The sequence below is a fragment of the Pseudonocardia sp. TMWB2A genome (assembly GCF_017312135.1).
In genome coordinates this window covers 4,952,077-4,966,737 of record NZ_QKQY01000002.1, presented here as the reverse complement: position 1 = coordinate 4,966,737, position 14,661 = coordinate 4,952,077, and the positions used below count along the sequence as shown (strand labels likewise).

General features: G+C 75.8%; 14 protein-coding genes. 5 read left to right on the top strand and 9 right to left on the bottom strand.

The window, feature by feature from the left end; all coding sequences use genetic code 11:
- Window positions 1–13 precede the first annotated feature (13 nt).
- Genes DMP17_RS37785 through DMP17_RS37770 form a run of 4 tightly spaced genes read right to left on the bottom strand, consistent with a single transcriptional unit; the run spans window position 14 to window position 3,487 of the window.
- A complete protein-coding gene (locus DMP17_RS37785) occupies window positions 14–868 on the bottom strand; it encodes a 3-hydroxyacyl-CoA dehydrogenase family protein (protein WP_062396471.1) in 855 nt (284 codons plus the stop codon).
- Window positions 865–1,803: an alpha/beta hydrolase gene (locus tag DMP17_RS37780; protein WP_062396469.1), complete on the bottom strand. Its 939-nt coding sequence runs from the start codon at window positions 1,801–1,803 to the stop codon at window positions 865–867. The genes DMP17_RS37785 and DMP17_RS37780 overlap by 4 nt, the downstream gene beginning before the upstream one ends.
- Window positions 1,800–2,597, bottom strand: coding sequence for a nuclear transport factor 2 family protein (locus tag DMP17_RS37775; protein ID WP_226350562.1), 798 nt, complete (start codon window positions 2,595–2,597; stop codon window positions 1,800–1,802). The genes DMP17_RS37780 and DMP17_RS37775 overlap by 4 nt, the downstream gene beginning before the upstream one ends.
- Window positions 2,594–3,487: an enoyl-CoA hydratase-related protein gene (locus DMP17_RS37770; protein WP_226350563.1), complete on the bottom strand. Its 894-nt coding sequence runs from the start codon at window positions 3,485–3,487 to the stop codon at window positions 2,594–2,596. The genes DMP17_RS37775 and DMP17_RS37770 overlap by 4 nt, the downstream gene beginning before the upstream one ends.
- A 152-nt stretch (window positions 3,488–3,639) precedes the next feature.
- Between DMP17_RS37770 and DMP17_RS37765 the strand changes: the two genes are divergently transcribed.
- On the top strand, window positions 3,640–5,259 hold the full coding sequence (locus tag DMP17_RS37765; protein ID WP_226366410.1) for a flavin-containing monooxygenase: 1,620 nt from the start codon (window positions 3,640–3,642) through the stop codon (window positions 5,257–5,259).
- A complete protein-coding gene (locus DMP17_RS37760) occupies window positions 5,256–6,971 on the top strand; it encodes a class I adenylate-forming enzyme family protein (protein WP_337832016.1) in 1,716 nt (571 codons plus the stop codon). The genes DMP17_RS37765 and DMP17_RS37760 overlap by 4 nt, the downstream gene beginning before the upstream one ends.
- A gap of 10 nt (window positions 6,972–6,981) precedes the next feature.
- Here the strand turns inward: DMP17_RS37760 and DMP17_RS37755 are convergent, their stop codons facing one another.
- Window positions 6,982–7,716 (bottom strand): helix-turn-helix domain-containing protein, encoded by a 735-nt coding sequence (locus DMP17_RS37755; RefSeq protein ID WP_062403472.1) that lies wholly within the window; start codon window positions 7,714–7,716, stop codon window positions 6,982–6,984.
- A gap of 53 nt (window positions 7,717–7,769) precedes the next feature.
- Window positions 7,770–8,732, bottom strand: coding sequence for a helix-turn-helix transcriptional regulator (locus tag DMP17_RS37750; protein ID WP_062396460.1), 963 nt, complete (start codon window positions 8,730–8,732; stop codon window positions 7,770–7,772).
- An 87-nt stretch (window positions 8,733–8,819) separates the two neighbouring features.
- Here DMP17_RS37750 and DMP17_RS37745 point away from each other — a divergent pair, with 87 nt between their 5' ends.
- The 3 genes from DMP17_RS37745 to DMP17_RS37735 are packed head-to-tail and all read left to right on the top strand — an operon-like array spanning window position 8,820 to window position 11,568.
- Window positions 8,820–9,263 carry a cupin domain-containing protein gene (locus DMP17_RS37745; RefSeq protein ID WP_062396457.1) on the top strand — a complete coding sequence of 148 codons (444 nt, stop codon included), beginning with the start codon at window positions 8,820–8,822 and terminating at the stop codon, window positions 9,261–9,263.
- A 44-nt stretch (window positions 9,264–9,307) separates the two neighbouring features.
- Window positions 9,308–10,243 carry a ketopantoate reductase family protein gene (locus tag DMP17_RS37740; RefSeq protein WP_337832015.1) on the top strand — a complete coding sequence of 312 codons (936 nt, stop codon included), beginning with the start codon at window positions 9,308–9,310 and terminating at the stop codon, window positions 10,241–10,243.
- Window positions 10,240–11,568: an aspartate aminotransferase family protein gene (locus DMP17_RS37735; protein ID WP_443217939.1), complete on the top strand. Its 1,329-nt coding sequence runs from the start codon at window positions 10,240–10,242 to the stop codon at window positions 11,566–11,568. The genes DMP17_RS37740 and DMP17_RS37735 overlap by 4 nt, the downstream gene beginning before the upstream one ends.
- Here the strand turns inward: DMP17_RS37735 and DMP17_RS37730 are convergent.
- The 3 genes from DMP17_RS37730 to DMP17_RS37720 are packed head-to-tail and all read right to left on the bottom strand — an operon-like array spanning window position 11,496 to window position 14,621.
- Entirely contained in the window at window positions 11,496–11,945 is a 450-nt protein-coding gene (locus DMP17_RS37730; protein ID WP_178373219.1) for an SRPBCC family protein, read from the bottom strand. The genes DMP17_RS37735 and DMP17_RS37730 overlap by 73 nt on opposite strands.
- 16 nt (window positions 11,946–11,961) lie before the next feature.
- Window positions 11,962–13,497 carry an acetyl-CoA acetyltransferase gene (locus tag DMP17_RS37725; protein ID WP_337832014.1) on the bottom strand — a complete coding sequence of 512 codons (1,536 nt, stop codon included), beginning with the start codon at window positions 13,495–13,497 and terminating at the stop codon, window positions 11,962–11,964.
- Window positions 13,494–14,621, bottom strand: a complete 1,128-nt coding sequence (locus DMP17_RS37720) for an NAD(P)H-dependent flavin oxidoreductase (RefSeq protein WP_226350568.1) — start codon at window positions 14,619–14,621, stop codon at window positions 13,494–13,496. Before DMP17_RS37720 ends, DMP17_RS37725 begins: the two co-directional genes overlap by 4 nt.
- Window positions 14,622–14,661 lie beyond the last annotated feature (40 nt).

The following is a 14,661-nucleotide window of genomic DNA, read 5'->3' as shown; positions in this document are numbered from 1 at the left end:
GGTACTCCGACCGTCACGTCCAGTGGAAGAACCCGCGGCCGGTCTTGCGACCCAGCCGGCCCTCGCCGACCAGCCGTCGCAGGATCGCCGGGGCGGCGTAGCGCTCGCCGTACACGCTCTCGAGGTGGCGGGCGATGTCGAGCCGCACGTCCAGCCCGACGACGTCGGACAGCCGCAGCGGGCCGATCGGGTGGCCGTAGGCGAGCACGGCGGCCCGGTCGATGTCCTCGGCGCTCGCGACGCCCTCCTCCAGCATCCGCATCGCCTCGAACGCCGCGATGTTGTCCAGCCGGGAGGTCGCGAAGCCCGGCACGTCGGCGACGACGATCGACTCCTTCCCGATCCGGGTCGCGTGGTCGCGGGCGGCGGCCACGGCGTCGTCGGAGGTCGCCGGGCCCCGCACCACCTCGACCAGCGCGATCGACCAGACCGGGTTGAAGAAGTGCATGCCCAGGAACCGGTCCGGCGCCGCGAGCCCGGCGGCCAGCGACCCGATCCCGACCGAGCTGGTGTTGGTGGCCAGCAGCCGGGGGGAGCGGGCCTCGGCGGCGGCGAGCACCCGCGCCTTCAGCTCCGGGTCCTCCGGCACCGACTCCACGACCAGGTCCAGGCCGGTGGGCAGCTCGGACACCGCGCCGACGACCCGCAGCAGCCCGGGCAGCGCCTCGGCGACGCCCGGGTCGACCCGGCCGCGTTCCACGCCGGTGCGAGCCCGTGCGGTCAGCTCCCCGACCAGCCGGTCGGCGCGGCCCGCGTCGGGCTCGACGACCGTCGTCGCGGTCCCGGCGGCGGCGAGCACGTAGGCGATGCCGGCGCCCATCGTGCCGCCGCCGACCACGGCCGCCGTGCCCGAGTCCGGACTGCTCATGTCTCCTCCCGGGACAGCTCGTCGGCGATCCAGGCGACGAGCTCGGCGGTGGCGGCGAGCTCGCCGCCCATGCCGAGGAAGCCGTGGATCATGTCGGGCCACTCGCGCAGCGACACCGGCACGCGGGTCTCACCCAGCCGGACGGCGTAGGCGACGCCCTCGTCGCGCAGCGGGTCGCAGCCGGCGACCGCGATCGACACCGGCGCCACCCCGGCGTGCCCGGGTGCGGTCAGCGGGGCGGCGTCGGGCGGCGGGGTGGCGGCGTGGGGGTCGCCGCCCAGGTAGTGGTGCCAGAACCAGGTCATGTCCTCGCGGGTCAGCAGGTGCCCCGCGCCGAACTCCTTCCACGACGGGTGCGCGTCCGGGTCGGGCGGGGTCAGCGGCGGGTAGACCAGCACCTGCCGGCGCAGCCACCGGGCCCCGCGCAGCCGGCGGGCGGCCGCCGTGGCCAGCGTCGCGCCCGCGCTGTCGCCACCGACGGCGACCCGCGAGCCGTCGGCCCCCAGGGTGTGGGCGTGGGTGGCGAGCCACCGGGTCGCGGCGACGGCGTCGTCGAGCGGGCCGGGGAAGGGCGTCTCGGGGGCCCGCCGGTACTCCACCGAGGCGACGACCGTGCGCGACGCCGCGGCGATCGCCCGGCACGGCCGGTCGGCCAGCGCGACGCTCCCGGTGACCCAGCCGCCGCCGTGCAGCCAGACGGTGAGCGGCAGCTCGGTGCCCGGTTCGGGGTGGTAGACCCGGACCGGCAGCGGGCCGTCCCCGCCGTCGGCGAGGACCTCGCGGGTGCTGACGCCGCCGGGCTTCGCGCCCTGCATCCAGCGCGACGCCTCGACCGCGTGCCGCGCCCCGAACACGCCGATCTCGGTGTAGGGGCGCATCCCGAGGTCGTCGAGCCGGGCGAGCAGTGCGGCGGCCTCCGGGGCGGGGGCGTTCACCGGGCCCGCTCCAGGGTGCGGTGCAGACCGAGCCGGTCGCGCACGACGTGCCCGGTGACCGTGCCGTCGGCGCCGGGCTCGACCAGGCCCGCGATCCCGAGGGCCACCGGGGTGCCGGTCGCACCGGGGGCGTCGGGCAGACCGCCGGCGTAGCGGCCGCGCGCCACCGCGTGGAAGGCGACCCGCCGCCCGGCCGCGAACAGCGCGGTGACCTCGCAGGTCACGTCGTCGAGCACGGGGTCGGCGCCCCGGCCGTCGTCGGCGACGACGCCGGGCAGCGGCCCGGTCACCCGGCCCGCGGCGAGCCAGCTGCGCACCGCCTCCTCGGCGCCGGGGTCGGGCCCGGCGACCGGTTCGGTCCACGGCGCCACCATCGGCGGGTCGACCGGGTCGGGCGCGCCGCCGTGGAGCTGGCGTCGTCGGCCGAGGTAGTCCTCCTCGCAGGCGTTGTGCACGAGAACGCCGTCGCGGGCGGTGAACAGCCCGATCCCGCGCCAGGCCGCCGCGCCGCCGCGGGCCGAGGCGCCGTGCTCGGTGAACCGCAGCGCGACCCGGCCGTCCGGGGTGTAGAGCGCGTCGTGCACCGTGATCGTCAGACCGGGGAAGCGGGCGAGCTGCCCGGAGGTGGCCTCGACGTAGTCCTCGCGGCCGCGCATCGTGTACGCGCCGATGACGATCGTGTAGTCCGGCGCCATGATCTCGGCGGGCACCGCGGGGTCGGCCCGGTCGAGCCAGTCGACGGCGAAGCGGCGCATCAGCGACCCCAGCGGGTGCAGCTCCGGCGCCGCGGTCATCGCTGCTTCCCGGCCTGGTAGGCCTCCCAGTAGGTGCGGTGCTCGCGGAACGGCGCGTCCCGGTCCTCGACCGCGGCCCGCACGCCGCTCGCCCGCTGGATCCGCTCGAAGTCGGCCATCGCGGGCCCGGCGATGGCCATCGCGTCGGCGTCGTTGGCGGCGGCGATCGCGGCGGTGATGCCCATGGCGTCCCACCAGCGGTTCGTCGACTCCTTGTGCGCGTAGATCATCTCCAGCGGCACGTTCGCGACGCGTTCGGCGTAGGCGTAGGCGACGGCCTCGACCTCGTCGGCGGGCACGGCGCGGTTGGCCAGGCCCAGCTCGGCGGCCTCGACCCCGGTCATCTCGTCGCCGGTGAACAGCCACTCCTTGGTCCTGCGCATCCCCAGGTGCACCGGCCACATGCCGAACATGTGGATCTCGCCCATGGTGCGGGCCTCGGGCTGGCCGAACCGGGCGTCCTCGGCGGTGAAGACGATGTCGAGAACCCCGGCGAGGTCGAGCCCCCCGGCGACGCAGGCGCCCTTCACGACACCGATCGTGGCCTGGCGGATCCGCCACAGCCGCATCCAGCGCTCGCGGGACTCGTGGAACTCGCGACGGGAGAAGATCGGCGCCCGGCGGTGCGGGCGGGCGTCCTCGGGCCGGCTCGGGGTCTCGGCGGTGCCCCAGAGGTAGGCCCACTCGGTCAGGTCGTAGCCGGTGCAGAAGTTCTTGCCGTTGGACTTCACGACGAGCACCCGGGTGTCGTCGTCGGAGTCGAGGTCGTCGAGGGCCAGGTCGATCTCGTCGCGCAGCGCCCGGCACAGCGCGTTGCCGCGGTGCGGGCGGTTGAGCGTGAGGGTCGCGATCCGACCCTCCTTCTCGTAGATCAGGTGCTCGAACTCCACGCCTCGACTCCTTTGTCCTCGGCCGTCGTGGCCCACGCTAGGAGCGCGCTGCGGAATCGTCAACACATCCGTTGACGGACGGCGCCGGTGCTGCCTACCCTCGGCCGGGCCGGTCGCGGCAACGGTGTCGTGACCGTCCGAGGGAGGTCGGAATGACCGGACGCGTGGTCGACGCGCTCGTCGTCGGGGCGGGCTTCGCGGGGCTCCGCAGCCTGCACACGCTGCGCGAGCGCGGCTACGACGTGGCCGTGGTCGAGGCCAACGACGACATCGGCGGGGTCTGGTACGTCAACCGGTACCCGGGCGCCCGCTGCGACGTGGAGAGCTACGACTACTCGCTGTCGTTCTCACCCGAGCTGGAGCAGGAGTGGCGCTGGAGCGAGCGCTACGCCACCCAGCCGGAGATCCTGCGCTACGTCGAGCACGTCGCGCAGCGGTTCGACCTGCGGCGCGACGTGCACCTGTCCACCCGGATGGAGCGCGCCGAGTTCGACGAGACCACCGGGCGCTGGCGGGTCGACACCGATCGCGGCACCTGGGACGCCCGGTACCTGGTGATGGCGACCGGGCAGCTGTCGGTCCGCGCCGCCCCCGGGATCCCCGGCGCCGACGACTTCGCGGGCACCACCCTGCACACCGCGGACTGGCCGCACGAGGGCGCGGACCTGTCCGGGAAGCGGGTCGGGGTGATCGGCACCGGCTCCTCGGGCACCCAGCTGATCCCGGTCGTCGCCCGGGAGGCGGCGCACCTGACGGTCTTCCAGCGCACCCCGAACTTCTCGGTCCCGGCGAACAACGGGCCGATCGACGACGCCCGCGACGCCGAGGTCAAGGCCGGCTACGCCGACCGTCGCGAGCGGGCGCGCCGCTCCCCGAGCGGGCTCGGGTTCGTCCCGAACAAGCAGTCCGCGCTGGAGGTGTCCGACGACGAGCGTCGCGCGCTCTACGAGGAGCAGTGGCGCACCGCCGGGTTCGGCTTCCTGCTGGCCTACTACGACCTGATGCTCGACCAGGAGGCCAACGACACCGCCGCCGACTTCGTCCGCGCCAAGATCGCCGAGAAGGTCGACGACCCGGCGACCGCGGAGAAGCTGATGCCGCGCGGCCACCCGTTCGGCGCGAAGCGGCCGCCGGTGGACTCGGGTTACTTCGAGACCTTCAACCGCGACGACGTCGACCTCGTCGACCTGCGCGAGACCCCGATCGAGCGGATCACCCCCACCGGGGTGCGCACCACCGCCGGCGAGGTCGGGCTCGACGTCCTCGTGTTCGCCACCGGCTTCGACGCGATGACCGGGGCCCTGCTGCGCCCGGAGATCGCCGGCCGGGGCGGGGAGACCCTGCGCGAGCACTGGGACGCCGGGCCGCGGACCTACCTGGGCGTCGGCGTCGCCGGGTTCCCGAACCTGTTCGTGATCGCCGGGCCGGGCAGCCCGTCGCTGCTGTCGAACGTTCTGCTGTCCATCGAGGCGCACGTGGACTGGCTCGCGGACCTGCTCGACCACGCGAGGGACCGCGGCGCGACCGTCGTCGAGGCCGACCCCGGTGCCGAGGCCCGCTGGGTCGAGCAGGTCAACGCCCGCGCCGAGGCGACGCTCTACCCGCGGGCCGACTCCTACTACATGGGCACGAACGTGCCGGGCAAGCCACGCGTCTTCACCCCCTACGTCGGCGGGGTGCGCGGCTACCGGCGGATCCTGGAGTCCGTCGTCGCCGACGGCTACGACGGCTTCCTCCTGTCCGGGAAGGGACGGGACGTGAGGGCGTCGTGACCGCGCACCCGCTGCCCCCGGCGCAGCGGCGGGCCGCGATCGGGGCCCGGCACCCGCGGTGGGTGCCCCGCACGCTGGCCGGGGCGCTCGACGCGGCCTGCGCGGAGTTCGCGGACCGGCCGTTCGTGGTCACCGAGGCCGGGACGTGGACCTACCGCGAGCTGCGGGCGTGGGCGGACCGGCTGGCCGGGGGCCTCGCCCGGCTCGGCGTCGGCCGCGGCGACCGGGTCGCGGTCGTCCTGCCCAACGACGCCGAGTTCCCCGCCCTGCGCTACGCGATCGCCCGGCTCGGCGCGGTCACCGTGCCGGCCAACACGGCCAACCGGACCGCCGAGCTCGGCTTCGTGCTGCGCCGCTCCGGTGCCCGCGTGCTGGTCACGGTCGACCGGTTCCGCGACGTCGACCACCTCGCCGCGCTCGACGCGCTGGCCCCCGGCTGGGCGGAGCGGCCCGGCGGCGCGGGCGGGGAGGCGCTGCCGGACCTGCGCCACGTCGTCGTGCACCCCGGGGGCGCGGCCCCGCCGCGGCCCGGCGTCACCACCGTGGCCGACCTCGCCGCCGCCGACCCGGTCACGGCGACGGCGGGGGAGCCCGGCGACGTCGCCGACATCCTGTTCACCTCCGGCACCACCGGCGAGCCCAAGGGCGTCCAGCTCACCCACGACATGCTGCTGCGCACCGCCTACGGCTCCACCTGGGGCCGGGCCTACGCCGACGGGCACCGCGTGGTGTTCTCGCTGCCGTTGTTCCACGTCTACGGCTACGTCGAGGGCCTGCTCACCGTCGGGTTCGTCGGCGGCGCGGTGATCACCCGGCGCACCTTCGACCCGGCCGCGCTGCTCGCCGCGATCGAGGCCCACCGCGCCCACGACGCGCTGCTGATCCCGACGATGACCGCCGAGCTGGTCCGGGTGCAGCGCGAGCGCGGGTACGACCTGTCGTCGCTCACCCACCTGTACTCCTCGGGCGGGGTGTCCCCGCACGGGATCTGGGCCGAGATCGACGAGGTGCTCGCCCCCGGCGAGGTCGTCACCGGCTACGGCATGAGCGAGACGACGGCGTCGACCACCTGCACCTGGCCGGAGGACCCGGCGGAGCGCCGCGCGACGACCAACGGCTGCGTCAAGACCGCGGGCGTGGCCGGTGACCCGGCACGGGGCGGACGCCTCGTCGAGTACCGGGTGCTCGACACCGCGACGCTCGCCGAGCTGCCGGCCGGCGCGGCCGGGGAGCTGGTGTGCCGCGGCCCGGGCGTCACCCCCGGCTACTACCGCAACCCCGAGGCCGACGCGGCCGCGTTCCTGCCCGGCGGCTGGCTGCGCACCGGGGACCTGGGCACGTTCGACGCCGACGGCTACCTGCACCTGGTCGGGCGGACCAAGGACAGCTACCGCTGCGGCGGCGAACAGGTCGTGCCCGGCGACGTCGAGGCCGTCCTGGCCCGGCACCCGAGCGTGCACCAGGCGTTCGTCGTGCCGGTGCCCGACGCCCGCAGCGGCGAGGCCGGATGGGCGTGGGTCGTGCCGCGCGCCGGGCACACCGTCGACGCCGGGGTGCTCGTCGCCTGGTGCGCGGAGCACCTGGCCCGGTTCAAGGTGCCCCGGCACGTCGCGGAGATCGCCGTCGACGACGTCCCGCTGACCCCGTCGGGGCGCGCACGGAAGTTCCTGCTGGCCGAGCGGGCGGCGCGGGAGCTGCACCCCGGCGGCTGAGGCGGGTGGGTCAGTCCGCGTCGCGCTCCGCGGCGAGTGCCTTCCCGGCGCGCACGAGCACGTCGAGCTGGGCGCGGTTGTACAGCTCCCGCATCGCCCGGCCCAGGGTCTGCTCCGCCCGCTGCTCCCCGACGGGTGCGTCGGTGTTCGGCGCGACCAGGCCGGGATGGGTCTCGTAGAGCGCACGCAGGTACGGCACCATCCGGTCGGCGAGCTCCTGGCGGGTGGCCTCGTCGGCGTCCGCCGGGAGCGTGTCGAACCGGTCCTGCGTCGGGTCCGGGCGGGCGTCGGCCAGCATGTCCGCGACGGCCTGCAGCCGCTCCGAGCCCAGCACCCGCGGCAGGACGAGGGTGAGCGACCGGTCGGCGTCGGACATCGGCTGGTCCGCGGCCGCGGCGAACTCGGTGGGCAGGTCGGTCGGTGCGGCGCCGTCCAGGATCAGCGCGAGCTCGGCGCGGGCCTGCTGCAGCCGGTCGATGGTGGCGGCCAGCTCGGCGTCCAGCGCGCGGGCGGCCTCCTCCGGGTGGGCGTCGGCCTCGTTCATCTCGGAGATCTGGGCCAGCGAGAACCCGAGGTCGACGAGCCGCTTGATCCGCAGCAGCCGCACCAGGTGCGCCACCCCGTACTGCTTGTAGCCGTTCGCGCGCCGATCGGGCTCGGCCAGCAGCCCGATGTCGTGGTAGTGCCGCACCGCCCGCAGGCTGGTCCCCGCCAGCTCGGCGACCTCACGGGTGCTCCAGGTCACGACGTCCCCCTCGTCCGGTTCCTGCTCCTCCACCACCCTGCCGTATCCGGCGGTCAGCGCCCCGAGTGGGCGTCGGCGTAGTGGTCGAAGAACAGCGCCGCGGTCAGCTCGCCGCGCCCGGACACCCCGAACTTCGCGAACAGCCGCTTGACGTGGTCGAGCACCGTGTACTCGCTCATCCCGCACTCGCGGGCGATCCGCCGGTTCGACGCGCCCCGGGCGAGCGCGGCGAGCACCTGCCGTTCACGTGGGGTGAGGCCCTTGCTGCGCACCACGAGGTCGGCGACCTGGTGCGGGCGCACCTCCTCCACGACGACGGCGAGCGCCCCGCCCAGCGGCGACGCCCGGAACGACAGCCACCGGCCGTCGGTCAGCGGGACCGTGCCCTCGGCCGGCAGGCCCGCGGCCCGGCGCGCCGCGACCGCCTGCACCACCTGCGGGACGGCGTCGCCGCCGAGCAGGGCACGGGCGTCCTCGGACAGGTCGAGCACCCGGCCGTCGGCGTCGGTGAGGATCGTCCCGGCCGGGGCACCGCCGACCAGGTCGCGCCCCGTCCGCACCAGCGCGTCGCGCAGGGCCTCGCCGAGCGGGCGGGCCACCGCCGAGGCCGCGGCGACGTCGGCGGCGGCGAACGTGCCGCCCGCCCGCAGCAGCACCGCCGCGCCCCAGGTGGTGCGGCCGTCGTGCAGCGGCACCCGCAGCTCGTCGGTGAACCCGCGCGGGGCGAGGACGTCGCGGTAGCGGGCGCTGGCCGCCGGGTCCCCGCCGGTGACGGCGCTCAGCGCCCCGGCCCGGCCGGTCGCGGCGACGTCGGTCAGCTTCAGCACGTCGTCGACGCGGTACTCGTTGTCGAACACCGCGTTCTCGAACGCCACGTCGCGCTCGGCGCCCACCAGCACGCAGTCCGACCACAGCAGCGTCGCCGGGTCCAGCACCGCCCACACCGCGAGGTCGGCCGGGACCCGGCGGGCGAGCGCCGCGGCGGCACGGCGACGCAGCTCGGCGTGGTCGGCCACGGGGCCACCCCCCCTGGAAGCAGGGATGGGACCGGCACCCGCCGCTCCCTACCGTCGTCCCAGCAGCACACCCCACAGGAGGCCGCCATGGAAGCCAGGATCATCACGACTGACGACGCCGACGCGTTCGGCATGCCGCACACCCGCGCCGTCCCGCTCGCCACCGGCGTCGACACCGGCGACGCCTGGGAGGCACTCGAGCTGACGCTGGGCCCGGGTGCGGCGTCGCCGCCGCACACGCTGTCCGCGGACAAGGTGTTCTACCTGGCCGCCGGCGAGCTCGACGTCGACCTCGACGGCGTCACCCACCGGCTGCGCGCCGGGGACGTCGCGCACGTCCCGGCCGGGGTGCTGCACCGCTACCGGGCCGACACCGACGCCCGGCTGGTCGTGCTGGTGACGGGTGCGACGCAGGTGCCGTTCCTGCGCGGGATGAGCGAGCTCGGGCGCTCCGGCCCGCCCGCGCCGGACGCGGTCGCCGCGCACGCCGCCGGGCACGGGGTGCGGATCGCGGCACCGTCGGCGGGCTGACCGGACGGTCCCCGGGATGCCAGACTGCGCCGGAGGAGGTCGGCATGGCGGTGGTGGTGATCGTCGGCTGCGGCGCGATGGGCTCGGTGTACGCCGGGCTGATGGCCGACGCCGGGCACGAGGTGCACGCCGTCTGCCGGCGCGCCGGGCACACCGCGGCGGTGCGGGAACGCGGCCTGCGGGTGACCGGGCACAGCGGTGACCGCACGGTCGGACTCGCCTCGGCGGTCCTCGACGCCGCCGACGTCACCCTCGACCGGCCCGCGGACCTGGTGATCGTCGCGACGAAGGCCTACGACGTCGCCGTCGCCGCGCGGTCGTGCACGCATCTGGTCGGCCCGGGCACGGTCGTGCAGACCATCCAGAACGGGCTCGGTTCCCCGGAGGTCGCGGCCGCCGAGCTGGACCCGGGGCGGATCGCGGTCGGCGTCGTCGGCGGGTTCGGGGCGTCGCTGCCCGAGCCGGGCGTCGCGCACCACAACGGCATGGAGATGGTCCGCTTCGGCCCCTACGACGGGCTGCCCGCGGCGCAGCTGGAGGCCTCGGCGGAGATCTGGCGCTCGTCGGGCTTCGCGGTCGCGCTCTACACCGACCTGGGCCGGATGGTGTGGGAGAAGCTGGACATGAACGCGGCGTTCTCCGGCTCGACCTGTCTGACCGGGCTCACCATCGGCGGGGTGCTCGAGGACCCCGACGCCTGGGCCGTCGCCCGCGCCTGCGCGGCCGAGGCCGTCGCGGTGGCGGCGGCGTCCGGGGTGACCCTGCAGGTCGGCGACCCGATCGAGCACGTCCGTCGCCTCGGCGGCGCCATCCCGCACGCCCGCCCGTCGATGCTGCTCGACGCGCTCGCCCGGCACCGCTGCGAGGTCGACGCCATCAACGGGGCGGTGGCCCGCGAGGGCGCACGGCTCGGCGTGCCGACCCCGGTCAACGACACCGTCGCCCGGACCATCCGGGCCCGCGAGAGGACCTGGCTGTGACCGAGCACCTCATCCGCTACTCCGGCCGCAGCGGCTTCACCCCCGGCGTGATCGCCCGGGCCCAGGGGAGCACCGTCACCACCGAGGACGGCCGGGAGCTGCTCGACTTCACCTCCGGGCAGATGAGCGCGATCCTCGGGCACTCGCACCCGGAGATCGTCGCGACCGTCCGCGACCAGGTCGGGCGGCTCGACCACCTCTACAGCGGGATGCTGTCGCGGCCGGTGCTGGAGCTGTGCGAGCGGCTGTGCGCCTCGGTCGGCGGCGGCCTGGACCGGGCGATGCTGCTGACCACCGGCGCGGAGTCCAACGAGGCCGCGATCCGGATGGCCAAGCTCGTCACCGGCCGGCACGAGATCGTCTCCTTCGCCCGGTCCTGGCACGGCATGACCCAGGCCGCGGCGAACGCGACCTACGTCGCCGGCCGCGCCGGGTACGGGCCCGCCGCCCCCGGCAACTTCGCGCTGCCGGTTCCCGACCGCTACCGCCCCGACCTCGTCGACGACGCCGGGGAGCTCGACTGGCGCCGCCAGCTCGACCTCGGGTTCGCCCTGATCGACGCCCAGTCCGTCGGCAGCCTCGCCGCCTGCATCGTCGAGCCGGTGCTGTCCTCCGGCGGGGTCGTCGACCTGCCGCCGGGCTACCTGGCGGCGCTGCGCGACAAGTGCCACGAGCGCGGCATGCTGTTGATCCTCGACGAGGCCCAGACCGGTCTGTGCCGCACCGGCGACTGGTACGCCCACCAGCGCGACGGCGTGGTCCCCGACATCCTCACGCTGTCCAAGACGCTCGGGGCGGGTCTGCCGCTCGCCGCCGTCCTCACCACGGCCGCGATCGAGCAGGTCGCGCACGAGCGCGGCTTCCTGTTCTTCACCACCCACGTCAACGACCCCCTCCCGGCGGCGGTCGGGCTCACCGTGCTCGACGTGCTCACCCGCGACCGGCTCGACCTGCGCGCCCGCGAGCTGGGCACGCTGCTGCAGGACGGTCTGCGGGACCTGGCCCGCACGACCGGGATGATCGGCGACGTCCGCGGCCGCGGCCTGCTGGTCGGGCTGGAGCTGGCGGGCTCCGACACCGACGCGCTCGGGGCGGCCGTCACCGCGCGGTGCGCCGAGCTGGGACTGCACATGAACATCGTGCAGCTGCCCGGCATGGGCGGGACGTTCCGGATCGCGCCGCCGCTGACCGCGACCGAGGCCGAGATCCGCCGCGGCGTGGACATCCTCGGCACGGCCCTGGGGGAGGTGGCTCAGCCCTCGACGGCGGCCGCGAGCCGGTCCAGCGTCGCGGCGAGCCCGTCGGCGTCGACGACGGGCAGGTAGGGCAGCAGCCGCTCCAGGGTGACCTCGGACCAGTCGTAGACGTGGGTGACCCGGGTGCCGTCGCCCTCGGGGGCGAGGTGATGGGCCCAGCGCTGCCCGCCCCGGTCGCCGCCGTGGGTGGCGGGCGCCCACTCGATCTCGCGGTCCTCGACGAAGGCGACGACGTGGTTGTCGACCAGGTAGTCGCCCATGTCGCGGCCGTGCATCTCCATCACGAACACGTCCCCGGCGCCGGTCAGCCTGCCCTCGGTGCGCGACCGGAGCACCGTGCCCGAGGCGTCGATCTCCGGGTGCCGGGCGGGGGTGGCGAGCAGGTCGAACACCGCCGACGGCGGCGCGGCGACGTGACGGCTGGCGCTCAGCGACTTCTCGGTCATGGGGCCCGGATACCCGTCAGCGCGGCGTGACGATCAGCAGCTTCCCGTCGGGCCGGACCCGGACAGCCGCCCCGGCCGGGTCGCCGGCGAGCAGTTCCAGCAGCTCGTCGTCACGGCCGCAGCCGACGAACCGCGCACCGCCGTCGTCGAGCCGGCCGACGACGACCGCGTGCCGGCTGCCGTCGCGGTCGTGGCGCACCGTCCAGGTCTCGACGGTCGCGGTGCCGTCGGCGGCGGTCGTCGTCGGGACGGTGGGCACGGCGTCGAGCCGGGCCTGGAGTGCGGCACTGTCGTCGTCGCGCCAGGGGGTGGGGCGGGTGGAGTAGACCCCGGCGGAGTACTTGGACAGGAAGCCGCCGTTCGCACCGACCAGACCGTACGTGCCCGGGTCGGCCCGCAGGCGTCGCACGACCTCGGCGACCGCGTGCATCGAGTAGTCGTTCCCCGGCCCGCCGAAGAACGGCAGCCCACCGGTGACGGTGAGCCCGCGCGGGTCGTCGGCGGCCAGTACGAGGGGGTCGGCGACCGAGGACACCGCGATCGGGAAGCAGGAGTACAGGTCGATCGCGGCCAGGTCGTCCACGCCGGTCCCGGCGCGGTCCAGGGCGTGCCGGACGGCGGCCTCGGCGGCCGGGTAGGCGCCCAGGTCGGGGCGGTCGAGCACGGCGCGCTCGGTGAGGTCGGCGTGGCCGTGCAGGAACACCCACCGCTGCGGGTCGATCCCCAGGTCGTGGGCGGTGCCGACCGAGGTGAGGAGGACCGCGGCGCCCTGGTTGACCTGGTCGCGCGAGACGAGGAACCGCGGGTACGGGTCGGTGATCATCCGGTTGCGGTCGTCGGCGGTGACGAGCTCGTCGGGCTTGCGGACCTGTGGCGCGGCGGCGTGCGGGTGCCCGGCGGCGACCCGGGTGAACGGCGCGAACAGCTCGCCCATCCCGTGGGCGTAGGCGTCCCGGCCGAGGCCGAGCCGGGCGCGTCGGGCGTTCTCGCACAGCGCGTAGTAGGCGGCGGGGGAGAGCACGCCGTGCGCCTCGGCGACCGGGCTGCGCAGCTCCGAGCCGTACCCGCGGTCCTCCAGCGTGCCGCCGACGTGCTCGCCGTGGTCGGGCCGCTCGGCCTCGGGGCGCGACATCAGGTCCCGCACGGTCGACATCGCCTCGGCCCCGACGAGCAGCACCGCCCCGGCCTCCCCGCGGGCGATCGCGCCGGCGAACTCGGTGACCAGCCGCTGCGGGGACTGCCCGCCGACGACGTCGAGCACCGCCCGCCGCGGGTCGGCGCCGACGCGGCGGGCGACCGCGCGCGGGTAGTTGTCCGCCCGGCCCAGCGGCGCGACCGCCCCGGGCACCGACATCTCGAACTGCCGCACCCCGGCGACGACGGTCAGCTCCGCCGCGACCGCGGCCGGGTCGGCGCCGGTGTCGGCGAGCGCCGCGGCGGCCGCGGCGGCGCCGAGCCCGACCGGTGACAGGGCGGCGTAGCCGGGCTCGCCGATCCGCTCCGAGGCCTCTCCGACCCCGACGACGACGGGTGTCCGCGGGTCGAGGCTCATCGGACCAGCCCCGCCAGCGCGGCGATGCGCTGCTCGCAGCCGCGCGCCATCTCCCGGGTGATCTCACCCGCGCCGCGCAGCTCGGTGAACGCGCCGACGACCTGCCCGACGAAGAACGACTGCAGCTCCGTCGCTCCCGGGTTCCCGGCGTCGGCGGCGGCGTCGATGCTCGACCAGGCCTGCAGGGTGAGCAGCGGCTGCAGCGGCATCGGCAGCGGCGCCGGCGCGCCGGGTGCGGACCACGCGTCGTGGTAGGCGCTGCGCAGCTGCCGGGCGGGCTTGCCGGTCCGGGCGGGGGAGCGGACGGTGTCGCCGCTGCCCGCGGCGAGGAACTTGCGCTTCACCGACTCCGGCGCCACGTCCTCCACACTGGACAGCCACACCGAGCCGCACCACACCCCGGCCGCGCCGAGCGCGAGCGCGGCGGCCATCTGGTCGCCCGAGGCGATGCCGCCCGCGGCCAGCACCGGACGGTCCCCGGCGACGCCGACGATCTCCGGGGTCAGCACCGTCGTCGCGATCGTGCCGGTGTGCCCACCGGCCTCGGTGCCCTGCGCGACGAGCACATCGACCCCGGCCGCGAGCTGCCGTTCGGCGTGCCGGCGGGTCCCGACCAGGGCGGCGACGGCCATCCCGGCGTCGTGCGCGCGCTCCACGAGGTGCGGCGGCGCGGTACCGAGCGCGTTCGCGACGAGCGCCGGCCGGTGGGCGAACACCGCGTCGAGCTGGGCCTCGGCGCCGCGCCGGCTCATCCCCGCCGCGATCGCGTCGCGCCCGGGGTCGACCGGCAGCCGCGGGATGCCGTAGCGGTCGAGCAGGTCGTCGACGAAGGCGAGGTGCTCGGCCGGGAGCTGCGCACGCAGCGTGGCGACCAGGTCCTCCCGGTCGGCACCGGTGTCGGCGGTCTTCTCCGGGACGAGCAGGTCGACCCCGTAGGGGCGCCCGTCGAGCTGCTCCTCGATCCAGGTCAGCTGCGCGTCGAGCTCCTCGGCGGTGTAGGAGACCGCGGCGAGCACCCCGAACCCGCCGGCGCGGCTCACCTCGGTCACCACCGCGGGGGACCGGTTGAACCCGACGATCGGGTGCTCGACGCCCAGCAGATCGGTCAGCGCTGTCCTGATCACACCGGTGAGCCTATTACGGACGGACACCGTCCATAAGTGG

Bases quoted from the DNA above. Each gene is read 5' to 3' on its own strand.
- DMP17_RS37725 (WP_337832014.1), bottom strand. From the start codon at position 13,497: ATGAGCCTCGACCCGCGGACACCCGTCGTCGTCGGGGTCGGAGAGGCC.
- DMP17_RS37740 (WP_337832015.1), top strand. From the start codon at position 9,308: ATGGCGGTGGTGGTGATCGTCGGCTGCGGCGCGATGGGCTCGGTGTAC.
- DMP17_RS37730 (WP_178373219.1), bottom strand. From the start codon at position 11,945: ATGACCGAGAAGTCGCTGAGCGCCAGCCGTCACGTCGCCGCGCCGCCG.
- DMP17_RS37785 (WP_062396471.1), bottom strand. From the start codon at position 868: ATGAGCAGTCCGGACTCGGGCACGGCGGCCGTGGTCGGCGGCGGCACG.
- DMP17_RS37765 (WP_226366410.1), top strand. From the start codon at position 3,640: ATGACCGGACGCGTGGTCGACGCGCTCGTCGTCGGGGCGGGCTTCGCG.
- DMP17_RS37775 (WP_226350562.1), bottom strand. From the start codon at position 2,597: ATGACCGCGGCGCCGGAGCTGCACCCGCTGGGGTCGCTGATGCGCCGC.
- DMP17_RS37745 (WP_062396457.1), top strand. From the start codon at position 8,820: ATGGAAGCCAGGATCATCACGACTGACGACGCCGACGCGTTCGGCATG.